The sequence below is a fragment of the Blastocatellia bacterium genome, from assembly GCA_025054955.1.
In the GTDB taxonomy this organism is placed as follows: Bacteria; Acidobacteriota; Blastocatellia; order HR10; family J050; genus JANWZE01.
The window spans coordinates 1-20658 of sequence record JANWZE010000075.1 but is presented as its reverse complement, the minus strand read 5'-3'; the positions used below and the strand labels follow the sequence as shown (position 1 = coordinate 20658).

13 protein-coding genes and 1 pseudogene are annotated in these 20658 nt (G+C 57.0%); 5 read left to right on the top strand and 9 right to left on the bottom strand.

Translation table 11 applies throughout. The features are described 5' to 3' along the window. Positions 1–9 precede the first annotated feature (9 nt). A pseudogene (locus NZ823_10205) lies at positions 10–216 on the bottom strand (type I restriction-modification system subunit M N-terminal domain-containing protein). Between the two features lie 476 nt (positions 217–692). Here NZ823_10205 and NZ823_10200 point away from each other — a divergent pair. Then, positions 693–1337 (top strand): class I SAM-dependent methyltransferase, encoded by a 645-nt coding sequence (locus tag NZ823_10200; GenBank protein ID MCS6805496.1) that lies wholly within the window; start codon positions 693–695, stop codon positions 1335–1337. Positions 1338–1561: 224 nt separating this feature from the next. Here NZ823_10200 and NZ823_10195 read toward each other — a convergent pair whose 3' ends face one another. From NZ823_10195 to NZ823_10160, 8 genes are all read right to left on the bottom strand, one after another. Further along, on the bottom strand, positions 1562–5080 hold the full coding sequence (locus tag NZ823_10195; protein ID MCS6805495.1) for a hypothetical protein: 3519 nt from the start codon (positions 5078–5080) through the stop codon (positions 1562–1564). Positions 5081–5096: 16 nt separating this feature from the next. Continuing rightward, positions 5097–7148 carry a VWA domain-containing protein gene (locus tag NZ823_10190; protein MCS6805494.1) on the bottom strand — a complete coding sequence of 684 codons (2052 nt, stop codon included), beginning with the start codon at positions 7146–7148 and terminating at the stop codon, positions 5097–5099. A gap of 159 nt (positions 7149–7307) precedes the next feature. Further along, the gene (locus tag NZ823_10185) at positions 7308–8219 is read right to left on the bottom strand and encodes a DUF58 domain-containing protein (GenBank protein MCS6805493.1); all 912 of its coding nucleotides are present in this window, start codon (positions 8217–8219) and stop codon (positions 7308–7310) included. Between the two features lies 1 nt (position 8220). After that, on the bottom strand, positions 8221–9228 hold the full coding sequence (locus NZ823_10180; protein ID MCS6805492.1) for an AAA family ATPase: 1008 nt from the start codon (positions 9226–9228) through the stop codon (positions 8221–8223). Positions 9229–9242: 14 nt separating this feature from the next. Next, the gene (locus NZ823_10175; protein MCS6805491.1) at positions 9243–9977 is read right to left on the bottom strand and encodes a DUF4159 domain-containing protein; all 735 of its coding nucleotides are present in this window, start codon (positions 9975–9977) and stop codon (positions 9243–9245) included. Between the two features lie 38 nt (positions 9978–10015). Next, on the bottom strand, positions 10016–12637 hold the full coding sequence (locus NZ823_10170) for a tetratricopeptide repeat protein (protein ID MCS6805490.1): 2622 nt from the start codon (positions 12635–12637) through the stop codon (positions 10016–10018). A gap of 2 nt (positions 12638–12639) precedes the next feature. Further along, positions 12640–13734, bottom strand: coding sequence for a C13 family peptidase (locus tag NZ823_10165; GenBank protein ID MCS6805489.1), 1095 nt, complete (start codon positions 13732–13734; stop codon positions 12640–12642). After that, a complete protein-coding gene (locus NZ823_10160) occupies positions 13731–15971 on the bottom strand; it encodes a glutamine amidotransferase (protein ID MCS6805488.1) in 2241 nt (746 codons plus the stop codon). Before NZ823_10160 ends, NZ823_10165 begins: the two co-directional genes overlap by 4 nt. A gap of 1001 nt (positions 15972–16972) precedes the next feature. Between NZ823_10160 and NZ823_10155 the strand changes: the two genes are divergently transcribed. The 4 genes from NZ823_10155 to NZ823_10140 all read left to right on the top strand — a co-directional run. Beyond that, positions 16973–18139, top strand: coding sequence for a VWA domain-containing protein (locus NZ823_10155; GenBank protein MCS6805487.1), 1167 nt, complete (start codon positions 16973–16975; stop codon positions 18137–18139). 20 nt (positions 18140–18159) lie between these two features. Further along, complete coding sequence (locus NZ823_10150) at positions 18160–18951, top strand: Uma2 family endonuclease (GenBank protein MCS6805486.1); 792 nt, start codon at positions 18160–18162, stop codon at positions 18949–18951. 286 nt (positions 18952–19237) lie between these two features. Continuing rightward, positions 19238–20335, top strand: coding sequence for a threonine/serine dehydratase (locus NZ823_10145; GenBank protein MCS6805485.1), 1098 nt, complete (start codon positions 19238–19240; stop codon positions 20333–20335). Between the two features lie 107 nt (positions 20336–20442). After that, a partial coding sequence (locus NZ823_10140) for a 2,3-bisphosphoglycerate-dependent phosphoglycerate mutase (GenBank protein ID MCS6805484.1) occupies positions 20443–20658 on the top strand: 216 nt, incomplete at its 3' end.

Below are 20658 nucleotides of genomic sequence, written 5' to 3'. Positions count from 1 at the left end.
CGCTTCTGTGGGGATGTAGAAGCGCACGAGTTGGTGGTCCTCATCCACATACTTGGCGCTGTCATCCAGTTCGTTCAGCTCATCCTCGAACACATCCGAAAGCCGCTTGAGAAACACAAGCGGCAGGATATAGTCCTTGAACTTTGGCGCGTCCACCGGACCCCGGATGACGCAAGCTGCACCCCAAAGCCAGATTTCCAGAGTTTGGACGTCCATCACCTGTTTGCTTTGAAGCGAGACAGGGGGCTGAAAGGAAGTGCGCCCGGCGTCGAGGTTGGATTGCGACGTGACCAGCCCGACCAGCAGGTTATCAACAGGCTGCTTGTCCCGATGCTTGTAGGAGCCGATCAGGCGCTTCTTGTTCGTTTTCCCCTCCGTGTCCATGGCCAACCGCCACGAATTATAGTTTGATCCGACCGACGGTCAATCTCTTTGACGCAACAGTTACACGTCCGCTTCTGAGGATGCAGTGCTCATCGTCCGTCGCGGGCAGGCGCACGCTCACAAAGAATGAACCAGCAGGAATCGTTCGGGTTTGGCACGCGCAGTCTGTCAAAGAGGCCTCAGCGCCCAGCATGCAGTTGCCGCGACGACGCAGTTCGGGTTAATAATACCTCTTCACGGTTGCCAACATAGATCGTGAACAGGGCCAATCGCTCAACATATCGGCGATTCCTCATAGGGAACTGGCTATGGCAAACTCTTCTGTCAACCACTCACATCGTCCTGACTGGTATCGGCGATTGTTTGCGTGGGGAATAGCTCACGGCATGGCGCGATACCAACGAACCGTGGCTCGTTACAAGAAAACTCTCTTTGCCGACATACGCGGCGATGTGGTGGAAATCGGTCCGGGCGCTGGCGCCAATTTCGCTTACTTGCCTTCGAGCATTCGGTGGATCGGCGTTGAGCCGAATCCGTTCATGCACCCTTACCTCAGGCGTCAAGCTGAGCAGTTGGGAGTAGAGATAGACATTCGCACCAGCACAGTCGAGCAGATGGATGTGGATGATAACAGCGTTGATATTGTCATCAGCACGCTGGTGCTGTGCAGCGTGCCGGATGTGGCCGTTGCGTTGCGGGACATCCATCGGGTGCTCCGACCAGGTGGACGATTTCTCTTCATGGAACACGTGGCTGCGCCGCGCGGGACGCTGTTACGAAGCGCGCAACAAGCGATCCGACCGCTGTGGCAATGGGTGGGCGACGGCTGTTGTCCTGACCGTGAGCTGTGGGTGGAGCTTGAACAAGCCGGCTTTGCTCGCGTCGAGTATCAGCGCTTTGAAGTTCCTTTCCCCATCATCAAACCACATATCATGGGTGTCGCAACGAAGTGATCGCGCCGCGCCGACGCTTGCGCCGCGCGAACGCGCAGCGGTGTTCGGATGCTCCATCGGTCACGACGGTTTCTGGACTGATTGGCCGGTTCGTTCACTCTTTGCCCGGCGAGCGGGATGAGCCGTCTTGCCTCAAGAAGCCTACTGGTGGCGCGTTGGGATTGTGTTTGGTGATACCCGCCGCAAGGCAACAAGCGATTGCCATCATCACTGATCCCGCGCGGTCATTTGCTCTTGGCCAACCGTTTGTAATACTCCTCAACCAATTTCCTATACCCTTCAGGAACGCTCGCTTCGTCCATCAGCATCGGCCCGCGCTGACCGAGCGCCGCTTGCAGTCGTCGCGCCAATTCCAACTCCAACGCTCGCAGCGGATCAATCAACTGACTTTTCAATCGGGCGATTTCATCTGGATCGTTGAATAACCGCTCGGCGTCCAATTGCCGCAGCCGTTGAATCAGTTGAGCAAGGTCGCCGGCAAACTCACTGCCCAACTGCCGTCGCAATGCTTCAATATCGGCGATTCGCTCGTCCAGTTCGCGCTCCCATTGACGTCGGTCACCGCCAAGGCGAGGACGCCCTCCCTGAAATGGGAAGAGGTCGTCTCGTTGATTCTGAAACGACGTGCTCGGATCATTGATCGAGGGCGATGAGGGCCGGCCTTGCTGATTTTGATTCTGTTGAGCGGACGGGCGGCCTTGCTGACTTTGGTTTTGTTGACCAGGAAGACGACCTTGTTGGGCGCTCCGGCGGTCTTGTTGATTTTGCTGATTCAGTGATGACTGCCCCTGAGCCAGTTGTTGTCGTTGACCTTGTGCCTGCTGCTGCAACCGTTGCTGGAGCGATTCCAGATCATCGGCCAGCCGGCGCGTCCGTTGCAGCGCCTCTTCGAGTTTTTCGGTCTGAGGCCGGCTGCCCGCCGAAGCGTCGGCGCGTTGTAAATCGCTGGCGATTTGATTGAGCGTGTCTTGAATTTCTTTTTCGCGTTGGCGCGCTTGATCGTACCAACCATTTTCCAGTAGCCGGTTACTCTGGCGAATCTTGTCCGGCAATTGATTTCGCTCGATAGCTTCAGCAGCGTTTTTCAACGCCTCGGCTGCCGCTCGATTTTGGCCTGCGGCGCGCGCCACCGCTTCGATCTCCTGCTGCATGCTTGTGACTTCGTCGGCCAGCGCTTGTTTGCGTTGTTTGAGGCGTTGTTTAATTGCCTCGGACGAGGCATCCGTTTGACCGGAGCGAGCCAGATGGTCAACCTCTTTAGCAATTTCCTTTTGTCGTTGAGCGGCGCGGGCAGCCTGCTCCTGCAGTTGTCGGAGCGATTGTTGGCCATCAGCCTGTTGAGCGGCTCGCAATCGGCGCTGCACGGCATCGAGTTGTTCAGCCGCGCGCTGACTATGGGCTGCCGACTCCGTCGAGTTACCGGCTTGCTGCGCTTGCTGCATTTGGTCGGCGGCGCGTTGTAGTTGCTGGCTTATCTCGCTCAGTCGTTGGTCGCGCCGTTCGCGCGACAGGCGCTCCAGTTGGCGGGCCAGCTCGCGGGTTTCTTCGGCCAATTGTTGTTGCTCACCACCGGCGCTGCCGCCCGTTTGGTTGCGTGCGCCGCCTGAAAGCGAACGCCGCATCTGTTGCTCAGCCTGTTGCTGTTGGCGACGAGCCAGTTGTTGCAGCTTGCGCAGCGTTTCATCCAATTGTCGGTCTTGTTGCTGCCGGCGTTCCCGCTGGAGCGTTTCATATTGGTTTTTCATTTTGTCCAGTTCCAGCTCGAACAGGTCTGCCAGGTCTTCAGCCTGTGTTGGAGCGCCTTGGCCGCCGGCGTCGCTGCCGAAGGCGACTTGAATATCGCGGAAGATGGCATCAGCACGCATCAATTGCTGGAGCGCGCGTTGCTCTGCCGGCAGCGCGTCTTTTGGCTGTCGTGCTCGCAGTTCTTTCAGCGCCGCGTCCATCTCATGGGTTGCTTGCGTGAGGTAGTCGGCCAATTGTTTGAACTCTGCTTGCTCATCGAGCGAGGCGCCGAACCGCTGTCGAATGCGGGTCGCCAGCGAGTGGGTATCCTGTCGCAGTCGCTCCTGGATCAACGTGACAGCATTGAGATTTTCTTGCCACTCAGATGGTGACTGCGTCGGTTGTTCACGAATGAGGCGCCAGGTGGCCGCGATGATCTCCTTTTGTCGCTGCGCCAGCGTGTTCTGATCGCCATCGCCGCCGCCCGCATTAGGATTTTGCTGAACTTGTCGGAATGTCCGGTCGAACGGGCGAATCTCAAGGAAATAGATGTCGCTCGATCCCTGATGGCCGTCAGCGGTTGGACGACCGTCTTTGGCTGTGGCGTAGTAGGTGATCACATCGCCGGGTTGCAGATTGAACTCTTCCAGGAAGAAGGTATGCGTGCCGGTCAGTTGCTTGGGCGCGCCGTGACCAGCGCGATACAGCGGGATGGTTTGTTCTTTGCCGCCATTGACCGAGAAGCGCAGCTCCATGGACGCCACGCCGTAATCATCTTCAGCGCGCGCCTGCGTGAAAACTTCTTGAATGCTGGTAGCCTTCATGTCGCGTCCGGGTTTTTCGATTCTCACCGTTGGCGGAGCGTCATCGAGCGCGATGATTTCATAGACGCCCGAGCCTGCATAGCGTTCTCCGGCTGCGCTGAGATCAATGCGATACGTGCTGTTGTCACTGACTGTGATCTGCCCAGCATATCGGTTTGGTTCGATCATCTGCATGGCAACCGTCGCGCCGCCGTCTAACACGATGGTGGCTGCGTCAGCGGGGCGATTCAAAATGGCTTGAATCGTCACGCGCGTGCCTTTGAGCGCCACGATGTCGCCGCCATCTTCGACCGTTTTAGTCGGCATGGCGGTATAGGCGGGGAATTGATAGCTCAGACTGATACGCTCAACGCGGGCTAGATCGGCCACTTCGATGGTGAACTGGGGCGAGCGAATCCTGCCAGCCTGCACGTAGTAACGAACCGTCTCTTGCAGGTTCATCAGCACGAATCGGTAGTCCTGCGATTCTCGCGTCAACTGCATCAACTCACTTGTCCAATCCGGTTGGCTTGGCTGTTTGAAATAAAGTTCAACCCGCTCGGCGTCGAAGCCTGAAAGTTTGGCGATAATTGGTTGGTCTATGCCCTGAGGCACGCGGGCATCGCCCGGATGCACGATGATGGCGTATGGGCTGGCTTGCACTGATTCAAGCCAAGGCAGGTAGAGTGTGGAGAAGCCGTGCCGCAGCCAGTGAGGACCGTAGCTAAGCAGCACGCCGAAGCCAACAATGGTTGCGGCCAGCGCGCCGGCATACCGACGCAGACGCGCCCTGGGCACAACCGTATCCAGGGCGATGGTCTGGGCGCGCTGCGCAGCGTCGCGGATGAGCCGTTGCACCATCAGGGCGTCGGCATGAGCGGCCTCGGCGGCGAAGTCTACGGCGCTGACCAACCGGTCATAAAGCCCAGGATTGCGCTCTTCAATAAACCGCGCCATCTGCCCGTCGGAGATGTTCCTCAGAAGCGGTCGTAGGAGGAAAAATCCTAATGCTGCCAACACGCCAGCCAGCGAGATCGCCCGCAACGTCACGAGCCACGGCGTCGCGCCGTGCAGGTATTGGACCAGTGAGGCCGCGCAGATGAAAACAATCCCGGCTATGACCACACTGATAAGCAATCCCTTCAGTGCGACAGCCATCCGCCAGCGGCGCCGCGCCGCTTCAATCAACGCAGTGAGTTGTGCTCGTTCGTTCATAATCATCCTCAAAACGTCAAACCTTGGACGTGAACTTCAAGCCCGCAACACGATGTTGCTCGGAACGCTGAGAGTGAGCCGGTGATACGACGATGCGCTTGGCCAGGCCGGCTTCTATCAACAACAGGAGAAGGGCTGCCATCAACAATGGCCACCACAAGCGACGCCCCGGCTCTTGATCGCGTGAAAGCGGCATGTCGGTTTGGCTGGATGCCGCAGCCGGTGGCGCATCGTGTGCGCTGCTGAAAGCTGATACAAACTGGTTGACGTCCAGCTTTCGCAAGTCTGATTCGCGGAAATCAAGGTTGACGGCAATGAGCTGTTCGCCAGCGGCAGAACGCAGGCGATAGTGGCCATTTTCTTCCGCCACGAATGAACTAGCAGTGGTCTGCACTCGTTTGCCAGTGGGGCTGTCCAGGCGCAGCGGCGAGGCTGAATGCGACAAGCGAACAGCTTGGCCGACTAGATAGGACGTTGGCGCGTCAGTCGGGCGTAGATAGCGGAGTATTTGCTGCACCAACGGTACATACATGGGCGATAGCGGCAGATCGTTCCAGCTCGTATCGAGCGATGATGTGAACAGCAGCACTTTGCCCAAACCCACAGCGTGCTCGACGAGCAGTGGATGCCCGCTGGCAAGGCGCGCCAGCACGCGAGCGTTTTGCTTGGGCGCAGCCAGGCAGTGGCCGTGAATCCGCGCGAGCGCCAGGTTGACGGCTCGGGTCGGCGCAAACGGCGCGAGCAACGGATGAGATGTGTCCAACTCGGCGATGGACTCAAATCGGCTCGCGCTCGATTCAGCCTCCGTGTGTAGCGTGGCCGGCGCCAGCGCGCCAAACGATTGATTGAAAGTGGCTGCATGAACGCGACGGCCAGTCGCCAGCAACAGGCCGCCGCCCTGTTCAACCCAACGGGCGAGCTGACGATCTGCCGCGTCCGTCAACCGGTCTACATCATTCAGGATGACAACCGCTGTCTTCTCCGGTTCGACGAATGTCCAGTGGCTGGCCGGTGTGATGGTGAGCGCGTACCGATGAGGCTCGCTGACGGAAACAGCTTGCTCGAGGTAGAAACTGGTGGCCGGCGCTGATTCCACACACACGATGGAGAGCGGATCGCGTTTTTGAATGGTGAAAAAATAGCGGTTGTCGAGCGCAAACGCATCGCCGCTGATTTCGATGACGCCGCGATTGAACCCGTCACGCAGCGGAAATCCGGTGAATTCAACGATGGCTGAACCGTTGGCATCCAGTGTGACCATCTTTTGGTCAACTGGGCGATCATTCAGATGCAACGTGACGCCAACGCTCTGCGGCTGTTGACCGACGGCTGCAAGTTTGACCGAGAGATTCTTCTCGTATTTGGACGCATAAACGATCGGGTCTACGCTCACCTGCACGAAGGCCACATTGGTGTCATGTTCGTCAGCGACATCAATCGGCATGAGTTGAGCAGCGATGGGCGTGACTTCGCCGGATGGTGCCCAGCCGGTTGCTTGAAAATCCGAGATGATCGCCACAACGTTCGTTCGACCTGGAGGCAACATCCGGCCAGCCGCTTGGAGCGCCGGTTCATAGTTGGTAGCGTTCAGTGTCGGCTTGAGCCGAGCCAGCGCATCCAGCAGTGTCTGTCTGTCATGGGAAAGCGGCTGGACGATTTCATATCGGTCAGAAAACGTGATCAACCCGATGCGATCCCCTCGGTCGGCGCTGTTGATCAATGCTCGCGCCCGTTCCAGCGCCCGCTCCAGTCGGTTGCCGATCTGCATGCTATAGGATGTATCGAGCGCGATCACCAGATGGCGTCCGTCGGCCTGCTCACGGGCGTCGCCGCTGATGAACGGTCGGGAAAAGGCCAGCGCCAGTAGAATCAACGCCAGGCAGCGCATGGCCAGCAACCACAGGTGACGCAGTCGTCGCCGGCGGGTTGAAGGCTGCAGGACGCGTCGAACAAACATCAGCGAGGGGAATGAGACCCGCTGCGCCCGTTCACGCTGCACCAGATGCACAAGGATCGGCACGGCAACGGCCGCCACGCCAATCAAAAACCATGGATTCAGGAAGCTCATTCCTCTCTCACCAGTGCGGCTGCAATCGCGAGCAGCAGCTCAAAAACGCATCGAGGTTCAACGCGCCGCTGTTGTCAACTCGGTTGAGCATGTCTGTTGTTACGTCATCTGTGTGCGTCTGCCGTTTCATCCTTATTGCCGAGGCCGCCTCCAGGATTATCAATACAACTTGGCGCGTCGTGATAAGTATGAAAACAAAGCCCGATCCAGTGGCTCGGATGTTTTCATCAACACATAATCAATGCCTGCTCGGCCACACTCTTGCTGCAACGTCTCGATGTGTTCATGGAGCAGTCGGAGATATTGCGCGCGCAGGCGTTCGGGCACGACGTGCCTCTCTTCGTCCGTTTCGAGGTCCTCCAGGTACAACGGTTGTGTGAACGGGAAGTCTAGCTCATGTTCGTCCAGTATGTGGAAGACCAGCACATCATGCCCGCAAAAGCGCAGGTGCTTCAGTCCACGCAGAATCTCATCCGGCTCAGCATACAAATCAGAAATCACAATCAGGATGCCTCGTCGCTTGATCAAGGCAGCGACTCTTTCCAGACTGCGCGCGATGTTGGTTTGTTTTCTTGTCGCGGCTTTTTCGATGGCCAGCAGAACGGTGTGCAAGTGACCCGGACGGTGTTTAGCCGGGATGTATTGCAGCAGCTCATCCGCAAAAGCGATCCAGCCGACAGCGTCCTGTTGGCGATTGGTCAGGTAGGCCAGCGAAGCGGCCAGATAGCAAGCATAATCGCGCTTGGTGATGGCGCCGGAGCCGTAGTCCATCGAAGCGCTCACATCCATTAGGATCGTGCCGTGGGTGTTGGTGTCGCCGCGAAATTTTTTGACATAGTAGCGGTCTGTGCGCGCAAACAATTTCCAATCGAGCAGGCGCAGGTCGTCGCCGGGCATGTAGGGGCGGTATTCAGCGAATTCCGTGCTGAAACCGAGTCGTGGCGAGCGGTGCAGGCCGGCCATGAAACCTTCCACGACGGTTCGCGCCAGCAGCTCCAGTGAGTGAATGCGCGCGAGCACGTCGGGCGCCAGAAAACGAAGCGTGGATGATGATGGCCGCGTCTGTTTCATCTCATTTAAGTCCTGATCGTGGTTCCGGCACGGTTTGAATCAGTCGCCCGATGATCTCCTCGACGGTGACCTGTTCCGATTCAGCATGGAAATTCAGCAAAATCCTATGTCGCAGCACGGGGTAAGCCAACGTTCGCACGTCCTCGCAGGAGACGTTATACCGTCCGTCGAGCAAGGCGCGGGCCTTTCCGCCGAGAATCAGATACTGTGACGCGCGCAAGCCAGCACCCCACTGAACCCATCGGCGGATGAACTCAGGCGCTTGCGGGGTGCTCGGCCGGCTCGCTGCCACCAGTTGAACGGCGTATCGAATGACAGATTCGGCGGCGGGCACCTGGCGCACAAGCTGCTGGATGTCAAGAATGTCGTTGCTCGAAAGGATCGGCTCTAACGGCTGATGCGGCAACGCCGTTGTCGCGCTCACCACACGCACTTCATCGTCTTCGTTGAGATAGTCAATCCGAATGTTGAACATGAAGCGATCCAGTTGCGCCTCCGGCAGCGGATAAGTGCCTTCCAGTTCGATAGGATTTTGCGTGGCTAAGACAAAGAAAGGACGCGCCAGCTCGTACGTTTCACCCTGCACGGTCACGTGATATTCCTGCATCGCTTCCAGCAAGGCGGCTTGCGTCTTGGGCGGCGTGCGATTGATTTCGTCAGCTAAAATGACGTTGGCGAAAATCGGGCCTTTGATGAATCGCAACGTGCGACGGCCTGTGGTGAAGTCTTCTTCAATCACGTCGGTACCGGTGATGTCGCTGGGCATCAAATCGGGCGTGAACTGAATCCGCTTGAACTTCAAGTCCAGCACGCTGGCCAGCGTTTTCACTAACAGCGTTTTGGCCAATCCGGGCACGCCGGTGATCAATGCATGCCCGCCGACAAACAAGGCCATGAGCACCTGCTCAATCACCTCGTCTTGGCCGATGATGACCTTGCGCAGCTCGCGTTGCAGTTGCCCACGCACATGGATCAATTTGTCTAACAGCGCCTCATCTTTGACAGCCATCGTCTGCTCCTGAATTAGTGCGTCAATGCGTACAGCGCGTAGTTGACGCCGAATTTGTATGCTTCATTGGTTTGCTCAATCGGCAAGAACGGATCATCCGACCATTCCCAGTACTCGCTGATGTCGTTATTGTAATTGACAATCATCATGAGCCGTCCGTGTTGGTCGGAGAGGCCGTAGAACTTGGGAATCCCGCCGCCATAAGGCGGTTCAACGTCGAGCGTTGCAATGTCGAAAAAGCAATGGAACGCTGGATGCTCGATCTCCAACTCCTCCAATTGAAATTCGGGCAAGGCGCGTTGTAGATGCTGATGCAAATTCTCCAGCGCCCACTCGCCGCGAAAATCATCAACCAGCAGAAAACCACCCCGCAGCAGATATTCTCGCAGACCCTGTAGCTCCGCGTCGCTCAGTTGCATGAATCCGACTTCACAAATATAGGCGAACGGATACTTGAACAATTCAGGATCATCGAGTGTGAGAATGATTTCGTCTGGGTTGGCCTCCAACGTGGTCAGTTCGGTCAAAATTTTCATCAGATGTCGTCCGCCGCGCGGGTAATCGTGCGACCAGGGCGGTCCTTGCCCGAAGGCTTCAAACCGGCTCAGCGCTGGCCCGCCGAATTTAATGCGGGCAAACGTGAAGCGGGCAGAGAGGTCAGGCTCGGCCGGCGGCGCTTGGCTCAGTCCGGGAACAGCCAATGCCAGACTCACAAGCACGATGCTGACGAGACATTGTTTGTTGAACATCGTCATGACTCCCATCAGTCGCTGCGTTCATGCAGCGCCTACTTGGTTAACTGCAACAACAACTGCTGCGCCTTCTCAAAGCTCGGCGCAATTTCCAACGATTGCAACACCGCGCGTTTGGCTTCAGTTGGCCGAGCCAGCGCCAACCAAGCGCGCGCGACATTATAATAGGCCAGCGCCTTGTCCGGTGGATTCAGCGCCAACATGGCCTGAAACGCCCGCAACGCCCGCTCCGGCGACTGATGCTGCAAGAAGCATTCGCCCGCCCGCTCCTGCCAAGCCGCGTTCAATGGCGCGATATACATGCCGCGCTGGAAAATCGCCATCGCGCGCGCGCCCTCGCCGCGCTCGACCAATAGCCGCGCCAGCCGATCATGCGCCTCCCAATGATCTTCGTCAAGGTTGACGAGTTTTTCCAGCACAGCGATCGCTTCTGCCGGTTTGCCCTGCTGTTGATACAAATCAGCCAGCAGCAGATAAGGATTCGCTTCGCCGGTGTAAAACGGGAAGACCGTCACCGCGCGCGACAGATGCTCAATCGCTTTCTGGTGTTGTCCCTCGGCTTGGTAGGCTAATCCCAATCGCCAGTGGGCTACGAAGTCATCCGCATTGATCGTTAATCTGGCTCGACAAGCCTCCGGCGAAAGCGCGCGGTGGCCGGCGCGCAGCGCGGCAAAATCAACGGCCTTGCGATAGGCAGCCGTCTGGCGCTCGACAAACGCGCGAAACGCCGCGTCAAACGCCGGTGGGTTCAGCCCTAACACGTGTTTTAGCGCGTCAGACGTGGTGGCATCTTGCCGGTACTGGCCAAGCAACTTGAGCAGCGCCGAAAAGCCGAACGTCTCCTCGATGAATTCACACACGAGCGAAGCTTGAAAGTAGGCCAAAGAAATTTGCTCAGGCGAGCGTGGCCGCAGGAAGCCGGCATCCAGCTCAGCGATGGGCAGGAATCGGCCTTCCACGAAGGCTTGCAGATAATCGAGCGTCCAATCATCACCCCAACCGGGACGAGCGCGACGCTCTTCGTAAACTGACAATCCTTCGGAAAACCAGCGCGGGATTTTATAGTCGGTGATTTGCAGTGTGATGACATGAACGAATTCGTGCCAGAGCGTGCTGCCCCAATTGAACTGACCCAACGGGCGCGCCGACGGCGAGTCCATCGCAATGACCTGCCCGAAACAGGCGCCCAACGCGCCCAAGCCCGGCAAGCCCAGCGTGCGCACAGCGAAATCATCATGGTTGGCAAATAGCTCAACGATGATCGGGCCACGCGGCTTGAATTGATACTTTGCGGTTAGTTTTTCGTATGCTTCCTCCAGCAACTCGAGCGCCAATGGGCCGAGAATCTCACTCTCCTGAGGGGCTGCCTTCACCAGGAAATGGCGTCCCATCGTTTCGCGGTAATCGCGCATGCTGTCGAGCAAATCGAGCGTATTTTTCGTCCAGATGTTGAACGGGTCGCCAGCGAACGCTTTCTCGAGCGCGGCGCGTCCCTCTGCGTATTGCCCCGTGCGCAGTAGGTTGATGCCAAGCGTGGCATGGGCTTTCCACAAGCGTGGCGAGAGCTCCACCGCTCGACGAGCAAACCCAACGGCGCTGTGATAGCGCCGATGCGTCACCGCCGATTCAGCCAGGATGAGATAAAACTCACCGCCACGCGGATTGACAGCCAACGCGCGTTGCTCTTCGGCGCGAAATTCATCAGGCCGATTTTGCAAATGGAAGATGGCAGCACGCAAGGCGCGCGCCGGCAGCGAATGGGGATTGACGCGCAAGGCCTGCTCGATGTCATTGAGGGCTTCATCAAACTGATCCAGCTCAATCCGCCGCGTTGCCCGCTCGAGATGGGCGTCCACCAGATTCGGATTCAACGACAAGGCGCGCGCCAGATGTTGTTCGACCTGCGCCTCGCTGTGCATCTGTTGGCTGCGAGCCAACCCCAGATGCGCGCGCGCACTGTTTGGGTTCACTTTCAGCGCGTCGCGGAAAAACTGCGCTGCTTCGGCGTAATTGTATTTCTCGATGTATAACTCGCCGGCGCACAGATGAGCTTCCAGAGCGTTTGGATCAGCCGCAATGGCATCGAGAAAAAGATCATTGGCGTCGTGATAGTATTCCAAATGAACAAGGGCGCGAGCAATCAACGTCAATAATTCAGCGTTGAGCGTTTGGCCGCTGTTGTAGAGCGAGATGAACTGGCGAAAGAGAGCCTGCGCTTCATCCGTTTGACCGCGCGCCAGCAGCGCCTGCCCCATGTTGAGCTTGGCGCGCCACGCCTCGGCGCCGTGTGAGTGCTGGGCCGCCATCTGAAAGTCCTGAAGCGCTTCTGCGTAGCGACCCGTCGCTAGATAAATTTCACCTCGCAGATTGAGCAGCGCCCCATTGTGTGGATCGGTGGCGAGACGTTCTGTGATGGCTTGCTCGACCTGCTGGTATTGACCGCTCTCAAACGATGCCCGCAGTTGAGCGAGCGAGCGCTCTTGCGCTTTTGAGCCGGAGGCGCAGCCGACCAACATGCAGACCAGAATGAGCGCCAAGATGCGGCATGGATGGAGCGCCGGTGACGCCTGATGCCCAACACCGACGTCGCATCGGCAGCATGACTGCGCTCGACGTTGGTCGCGTTGAGTGTGGTATTGCTGTGCGTTTTGTTTCATCGTCATTGCTGTCGCGCTTTGATTGCCTGACTGATGCGAGCAAGTTCGATGAGCAAGCGTTCCAATTCCGATTCGTATGTTGCTGTGTCCATCTGCGACTTGCGCGCTTTGAGCGTTTCAATGGATTGCTCGAGTCGTTCTTTGTCGGCGATCAGGCGAGCGAGTTCCGGATCAGCGGCGGCCTGAGTCGGCACAGGCGAGTCCAGATAGGTTGTTCGCGCCAGCGCCCCATCGCCGCCACGCGCATCGCGATGACCGAGCTTATCGCCGTTGTCGTCGAGCAGCGCGTGCTCAGTGGCCAAACGATCCTGCTCCTTGTACCATCGCTCAACCGCTTGAGTGGCAAAGGTGAATGCTTCCAGCAGCGATACGCGCTGATTCTTGTCAAAATCAGCCTGATGCTCCTTGAAGGCTTGTATGAAGAACTCGGCAAACATCGTCGCGTTTTGCTCCTGGCCGCTGCGCGTGGCCGTAATGACGATGCGCCCTGATTGACTCAATGCGTTGATGAATGCGCCGCTGGCGCTGGCCGTATTGACGAAGATCACCTGCTCAGTCGGAAGCGCATCGAGGGCGCGGTCGAAGTCTTCCGCCGTCATATCGGGTCCGACCAGGTTGAATTTTGCTTGATTGTTATCAACGGCGCCGTGCCCGATCAGGAAGACAAAAATCAAGCTGTGCGCCGAAGCCAGCGATTTGATTTGCGCCAATGTGGCGCGAACCGCCTCTGCTGTGGCCTGCTTGACGTTGGCATGCGCCACAAGCTCGGGCGTGGCCGAGAGGATAAAGACGCGGCTGTCGTCGAAGTTGAGTTGGCGACGCAGCAGCTCGGCCAGCGTTTCGGCCCATTGGGCGAATCGTTTGGCGTAGCTGGCCTCCCCGCCGACACCGCTGATGATAATGGCGAATTTGTCGTGGATGCTCGTCGTGGGCGGTTGGCTGTGTTTCACCGGCGTCGCTGTTGGTGGTTGTCCATGTGTTGCCGACGGGGTTGAAGCGGGCGTTTGGCTCATCTCGGCCACGAGCGATTGATTGCTGCCAGCCGAACAGCCGATGACCAATACCCAGCAACCGATGATCAATAACCAGTTATTCATGCCAATCCGTATTTCTTTCGCAGCAACCATTCGGCGCCGGCCAGTCCAATCAACAGGAGAAAGTTGATCGGCATATCCCATAGTTCTTTGCGCACGCGCATCGCCGATGGACGGTTGGTATAGGAAATTTCTTCGGGCAAGCGTTCGACCGTCATGGAGGTGTAATAACGTCCACCTGTTTCTTCCGCCAAGTGACGCAGAAATGCGGCGTGCTGGTGCGCTTGATAATACTCGCGGCGCTGGTCGCCGACAAAAAAGGCTGTGGTTGCTGCGCCAATGTTTTGATTTGCTTTGCTGACGGTGACATCGAGTGATTGTAGGCCGGTTCCTTGCGCGACGATTTCGGCAGCGTATGCGCCGGCTTCGTCCGACCATGAGAGCGGAATCGCCTCATCTAGGCTGTTAGCCCGCTGGACGTGAGCCACGACCGTCGCGTCTTTGATCGGGAGAAACGCGCGATCATTAACCTCCACGCGAATGCGGATGGGGTCGGATGGATGATAGGCATCGCGGTCGGTGGTGACCATCACGGGGTCGGGTGTATCGCTCACCAGGTAGCGCACCAGGTTGGTCCAGAATCGCTCGTGGGAGAGGTCCGCAGCCGGCATCTGCATCTGCCAACGCCACGAATCACTCGCCATCCAAGCCAAGCTGCGACCTCGACCGTAGCGTTGCATGACCAGCAGCGGGACCGATTGGCGCTGGCCAGCTCGGCCTTCAAGCAACGTGACGGCTCCCGGTTTGATGCGAGCCAGCGGCTCCGGCACGGTGAGCATCGGCAATCGCTCCCACAAGACATCAGTCAGTTGCGTGATAGGATGTTGCTTGCCGTTGAACGTCACATTCGCTCTCACCAAGAGCGGGACGGGGCGCTCGGCTGAGTCCAAGATGATGACCGGCAAAAGGTCAGCCACTGGCGTCGAGCGATAGCCGCCAGCAGTAAATGCCTGTCGTCCGCCGATCATCAGGAATCCGCCGCCGCGTTCGGCAACGAATGCCTCAACCTGCTTCAGTTGTTCAAAGGAGAAGAAATTGGCTTCGACGCTGCCAATGATAAGCCCTTTGTAGCGGAAGAGCTCTTCTCGTGACGAAGGAAAGCCGGCCCGCAGTTCATCAGGGCTTTCGATGCCTTGGCGATAGTATTTGTTTTTGGCCGTGCGCAAGAGCGAACTGAAGATGACGTTCTTTTCTTCGCGCAGCGCCGCGCGCAATTTGCCATACTCCCAGCGAGGCTCGCCTTCAACGTACAGGACGCGCGGTTGTTCATCTTTGATCTGAATCACGACGTCGCGCTGATTGTTTTCACGGATCAATTCTTCAGGCGTCGGTTCTATAGTGAAGACATAATGCTTGAAACCAACGCCCGATGGCGTGAACGATATGGTGACCGGCTGAGCCAGTCCGTCGCCGTTGAGTTTGACCGACTGTGACGTGATGACCCGTTCGCCCTCTTTCACCAGCAAGGTGACCGGCGATGAGCGACGGCCCCTGATGGTTAGCGTCGCGTTGACGCTGGACCCTTGCAGAATCGTTCGTGGCGCGTCCACCTTAACGAGTTCAATGTCACTATCCAGATCGGCGCGACCCAAACCGACCGTGTATAACGGCACTTGATCGGCGACAAGCCTGTTCAGCAGTGGCGCTACGGCTGTCGAAGCGTTATGCGCGCCATCGCTCAGCACAACGATGGCCGAAAGAGGCAAGCCACGAAAATCATTGACGACAGTTTCAATCGCTTTGGCGAGGTCTGTTGCGAGGCCTGAGGCCGTGAGCGCCGGCGGCTGCTCAGACCGCGATATGCCCGAAGAAAACCTGTAGTAGCGCAGTTGAAACTTTTCAGCCAATTGTTGTGAAAAGCGATGAGTCTGAGCCAGCAGCTTGCGCGCCGTCTCGCTGCGCGTGCCGTCGCGTTCGTCGGCAATGCGCATGCTTTGTGAATCATCCACCAAGAGCGCAACGAAATTCTGTCGAGGCACAACGGCAGAGATTTCAATGACCGGCTGAAACAGACAGACAAGCAGCAGGCCCACCAAGCCGAGCCGCACAAAGGCGAGCGTCAGTTTGACGTTGAGGGGTAATGGCGGCGTCGAGCGCAGGTAGAGCCAGAAAACAAATCCCAGAAGGCTCACGCTCAGCAGCGCAATCCAGCCGGTTGACACATCAACCGCCCACGTCAGATCGCCGTTACGGAAGATGAATGGCTGGTGTTTGAACAACAGTTTGAATAACGCTTCCATAAGCCTTCATCACGCTCAATGCACGACGCGAAGCGCTCATCACACGCTAATCGCCGTTTCGCCCCCATTGTAGACGATGATCAACAATCGGCAAAAGAGATGGCAGTAAAAACTTGTAAAGCAAGCTCGGCTTGAGCAGGCGAGATCGTGGCAGGCGCAGCATCGTTACGGTCTAGGGAACTTGCCTGTAGGGGAATATCAATCGTGGAGAAAAAGAACCGTTCTGTGTAGGGGCGTCGCTGTGCGGGCGCCTGCTGACGTGTGGTGTTTTTGTGTTGCGGCGACGCACGTTTGGAGGGCGTCGCTGTGTGGGCGCCTGCTGCCGTGTGATGTTTTGAACCGAGCAAGCTCCGGCAGCGGCCTCAGCCGCGCACCAGCAGGTAGCCAGACGTGAAACGTCTGGGTGGGCATGATCCCTAATCCGTCGCGCCCTGAAGGGGCGCCACCCGTTCCCTCGCAGATTCGTTCATGCTGTTCAATCGCTGGCTAAGCATCCGCTGCCTCTGGCGCGTCTCCAACGCGCCACGATTGTTCGGTCTGCTGCTGGAGACATTGCCCGTCTGGCTACCTTCTCTGAGGCCGCCGGCGCGGCTCAACAGAAACGAGCGAGCATGAGTGCAAATACCCACAGAAAACCGGAGACTGCCGCTTGCGATGTTCTGCTAGCCGTGCTGCTTTATCAAACATGACCTTTGTTCGGGTATAAGTGCTCTGGCCGGAGCATGACAATCCTGACGACCTCGGTTTGGCCACTTGAGGCCATCGTTTTGGTCACTTGACGACTTCGTTTTCACTGCTTGATGACTTGGTTTTGGCCGCTTGGCGATGTGGGTTCCGTCTCTTGAGGACTCCGTTTTTACTGCTTGACGACATCAGTTTTCGCCGCTTGGCGACGGTGACCGAGCGCCCTGAGCAAATTTCCTTGTTCGCGCCCGAAGCCGCCTTTTGGTCTTGAGTGTGCTCATCTATGCTGGTAACATCTCGGCTGAGGAGACCACGATATGATGACCCGATTCACGATTAGCACACCACTCATCCTTGGCATCGTCATACTGGGCTTGTTGGCTCCAATGCCTTACACAACAGAAGCGTCGCCGGGAGCTTCGCTCAGCCCGCAGGCCGGTCGCCGCTCAGAGCCGCGCCCGCGACCTAAGAACGAATCGGAGCAGCAAAAGCCGGAGCAACGCGATGTGCCCATTGATCAAACCGCGCCCAAGCCAAAGCCCGGTCAGGAAGAACCGGTTGTTCAGCTTGGCGCCGAATTGGTCAGTGTTCCGGTGGTTGTCTTCGATAAGAAAAAAGGGATTCTCTACACCGGACTGAAAAAGGAGAACTTTGCCATCTACGAGGATAATGTCAAACAGGAGATCGTAACATTTGCCAGCGCCGAAGCGCCGCTGACAATGGTCATCCTGATTGAGTATAGCAAGATCATTCAGTGGATCCGTGAAGAAGTTATCTATCCGGCTGGATTGTTTGTCTCCCGATTTGTCAAACCGGGCGATTATGTAGCCATTGTCGCCTACGACATTCGCCCCAAGGTGCTGAACGATTTTACTGGCAATGTGAATGAATTGATGGAGTCGGTTCACTTGTTGATTCGCAACTGGCCGGCGTTTAGCGAAGCCAATCTGTTTGACGCGCTCAAATTCGTGCTCGATGGTGGGACTGTGGATGGCGAAACGTATCGTGGATTGGCTGAAATTGAAGGGCGGACCTGCGTGCTGTTGATCGCCACTGGGTACGATACATTCAGCAGGATCAATTTCGACGAAGCTCGCCGGATTGTGTCTAATGCCGGCGTGCCGATTTACAGTATCGGCGTGGGGGAAGTAGCCTATATTCGGGCTGAGCCGTATCTTTCGGGGCCGGCGCGGCTCGATTTTCTGCAAGCGCAAAATCAACTGCGCACCTTTTCCGAGTCCACAGGCGGGCGTTTCTACAGCGTACGATTTCCGGGCGAGTTGCCGACGGTGCTGGAGTCCATCACGACGATGATTCGCAATCAATATGTGCTCGGCTATACGCCGAGCAATCCGCGACGCGAGGGAAAGAGGCGGCGTATCAAAGTGCTTGTTGATGTAGACGGCGACGGTCGAGAAGACAATAAGAATTTGGAAGTCCAATACCGCACCACCTACACCGAGCCGAAAGAGGTGAAAAAATAAGCGTCGGTCAACAAAGGATTATGGCAACACCACAGACGGCCGTTCCATTCACTTTGGATATTGATCCTGACGAGTTGGTCAAAGACCTGGTTACCGAGGATGATACGCCTGTGGACAATATCTTCTCGGAAAAACAGATGCGGTTACTGACCGAACCGCTCTATCATTCGTGGTCCGGGCCTGGAATGGATGCAAACAACCAGCCACGGCCATTTCTGGTGGCTGCCAATGTCGGCATGTTTCCTTCGATCCATCAACCGCCGCTCGTGCCGGATGTTTTTCTCAGCCTTGATGTCCGCGTCCCGAAAGAGCTGAGGAAGAAGCGGTATCGCTCCTACTTTTTCTGGGAGTACGGAAAAGCGCCTGAGGTCGTCATCGAAGTTGTCTCCAACCGTGAAGGAAATGAACTAGGAAACAAACTGCAAGACTACGCGCGCATCGGCGTTCTTTATTATGCTGTCTACGACCCAGACCAGATACTGGGCAAAAAGAGGTTCTACTTCTACGAAAATCGCGGAAGAAAATTTGTGCCGCGAAGCAACTACTACATGCCCGAAGTCGGTCTAGGATTGACCATCTGGGAAGGCTCGTTTGAGAACTTTGACGCTGCATGGCTACGCTGGTGCGACGCACAGGGAAAATTAATTCCCACAGGCGCGGAGCGGGCTGAGCGAGAAGCGGAGCGAGCCAAGCGTGAGGCGGAGCGGGCTGAGCGACTGGCCCGGATGCTTCGTGAGCTTGGCATTGATCCAAATCAGCAAGGTCACAACAAGAACCCATCTGCTCCTCGCGCCAAAAAGTCGAAGCGATGAGGCTCGATCAACGTCAATAGGTCGGTTGTTATCTCAGGTCTCTTCTGAGAATGTGGCATAGGCATTCCTGCCTGTGCTCCATTCTGCTCGTTTCTCCCGCGCCGCTACCGGCGACCTGAACAGCTCCTCGCAGAATGCGGCACAGATTCACTGATGAACAGTTTTTCAATCAGTCAATCAATGCTTGTTTTTCACTGTTTCGGGGCATTGCTTGTGACGTGACAACTCTTCTGTGCGTTCGCCTGCTCCGGCGCAAAGACATCTGAGCGAACGCGATCTGCTGAACATGCGCGAGCAGTATACGGTTTCGTTGGCGTTCGCAATGACGTTCATGGGTGAATGGAGTTCGTCAGGAAAGTATGATAAAACCTCGCTTCTGATGGACAAGGTGACGCCAACCGATGTATTGGAAGCGCGGCGGCGATTGACCGGGCATGTCTGGTTGACCCCATGCGTGCATGCATCATGGCTGTCAGCGCGTGTCGGCTGTGATGTATTTCTCAAGCTGGAGAACCTGCAACACACCGGTTCATTCAAGCTGCGTGGCGCGCTGAACAAACTCAACCGATTGGCGGCTGAGGGTGACAGACGTCCCATCCTAGCAGTCTCTGCCGGCAATCACGGACGGGCTGTCGCTTATGGCGCTCGGCTGTTGGGTTTGACGGCCACCGTCATTGTGCCTCGTAGCGCGCCGCAGACAAAACGAGATGGCATTGAGCGATTGGGCGCGCGGTTGGAGCTGATCGGCGACACGTATGATGAAGCTGAACACGCTGCCTTGCAGCGCGCTCAGGCTGAGCATGTGGCGTTTGTCTCGCCTTATGACGATGCTGAGGTTATTGCTGGCCAGGGAACGATTGCGCTGGAATTGCTTGAGCAGGTCCCTGACCTGGATACGATTTTGGTCCCAACCGGCGGCGGCGGATTGCTGGCCGGCGTGGCCATGATGGCCAAGGCGATCAATCCACGGATTCGGCTCATCGGTGTACAGCCGGAACATGCGCCGGCCATGTATCATGCGTTTCACGCTGGTTCGATTGTGGCGGTGCAAGAGAAGCCTACGATGGCCGATGCGCTGGCCGGCAATATCGCTCCGGGGGCGATGACCGTTCCGTTGATTAGTCGCTTCGTGGATGACATCTGGTTAGTTTCCGAAGAAAGCATTCGGCAGGCTGTTGTGGAATGTCTGGCACGGGAACAGATGGTTGTCGAAGGCGGTGGCAGTTTGGCGGTGGCGGCGTTGCTTGGTGGTTGGCATTTGCCCGCGTCACGGAAAATCGCAGCGCTGATCACCGGACGCAACATAGATATTGGCGAGTTGTATCGTGTACTGCATGAACCCAAAGGGAATCGCTCATGTGCAACAGCACGCCACGAAGGATGAAAATGTTATCTTCAAGGGAGTTGTTCATGTCGTGCGGGACGGCGCCCAGAAACGATGAAAAATGCCACAGGCAGCAGTGCCTGTGCCACTTTTTCTGAGGAGGCTTTATGATCAAGCTGGTGTTGCTCAGGCATGGTGAAAGCATCTGGAATAAGGAGAATCGCTTCACGGGTTGGACCGACGTGGATTTGTCTGAAAAAGGCATCGAAGAGGCGCGTCAAGCCGGACGCTTGCTCAAGCAGGAAGGATTTGTCTTTGATGTGGCATTCACGTCGGTGCTGAAGCGAGCCATCCGAACACTCTGGCTAGTGTTGGATGAAATG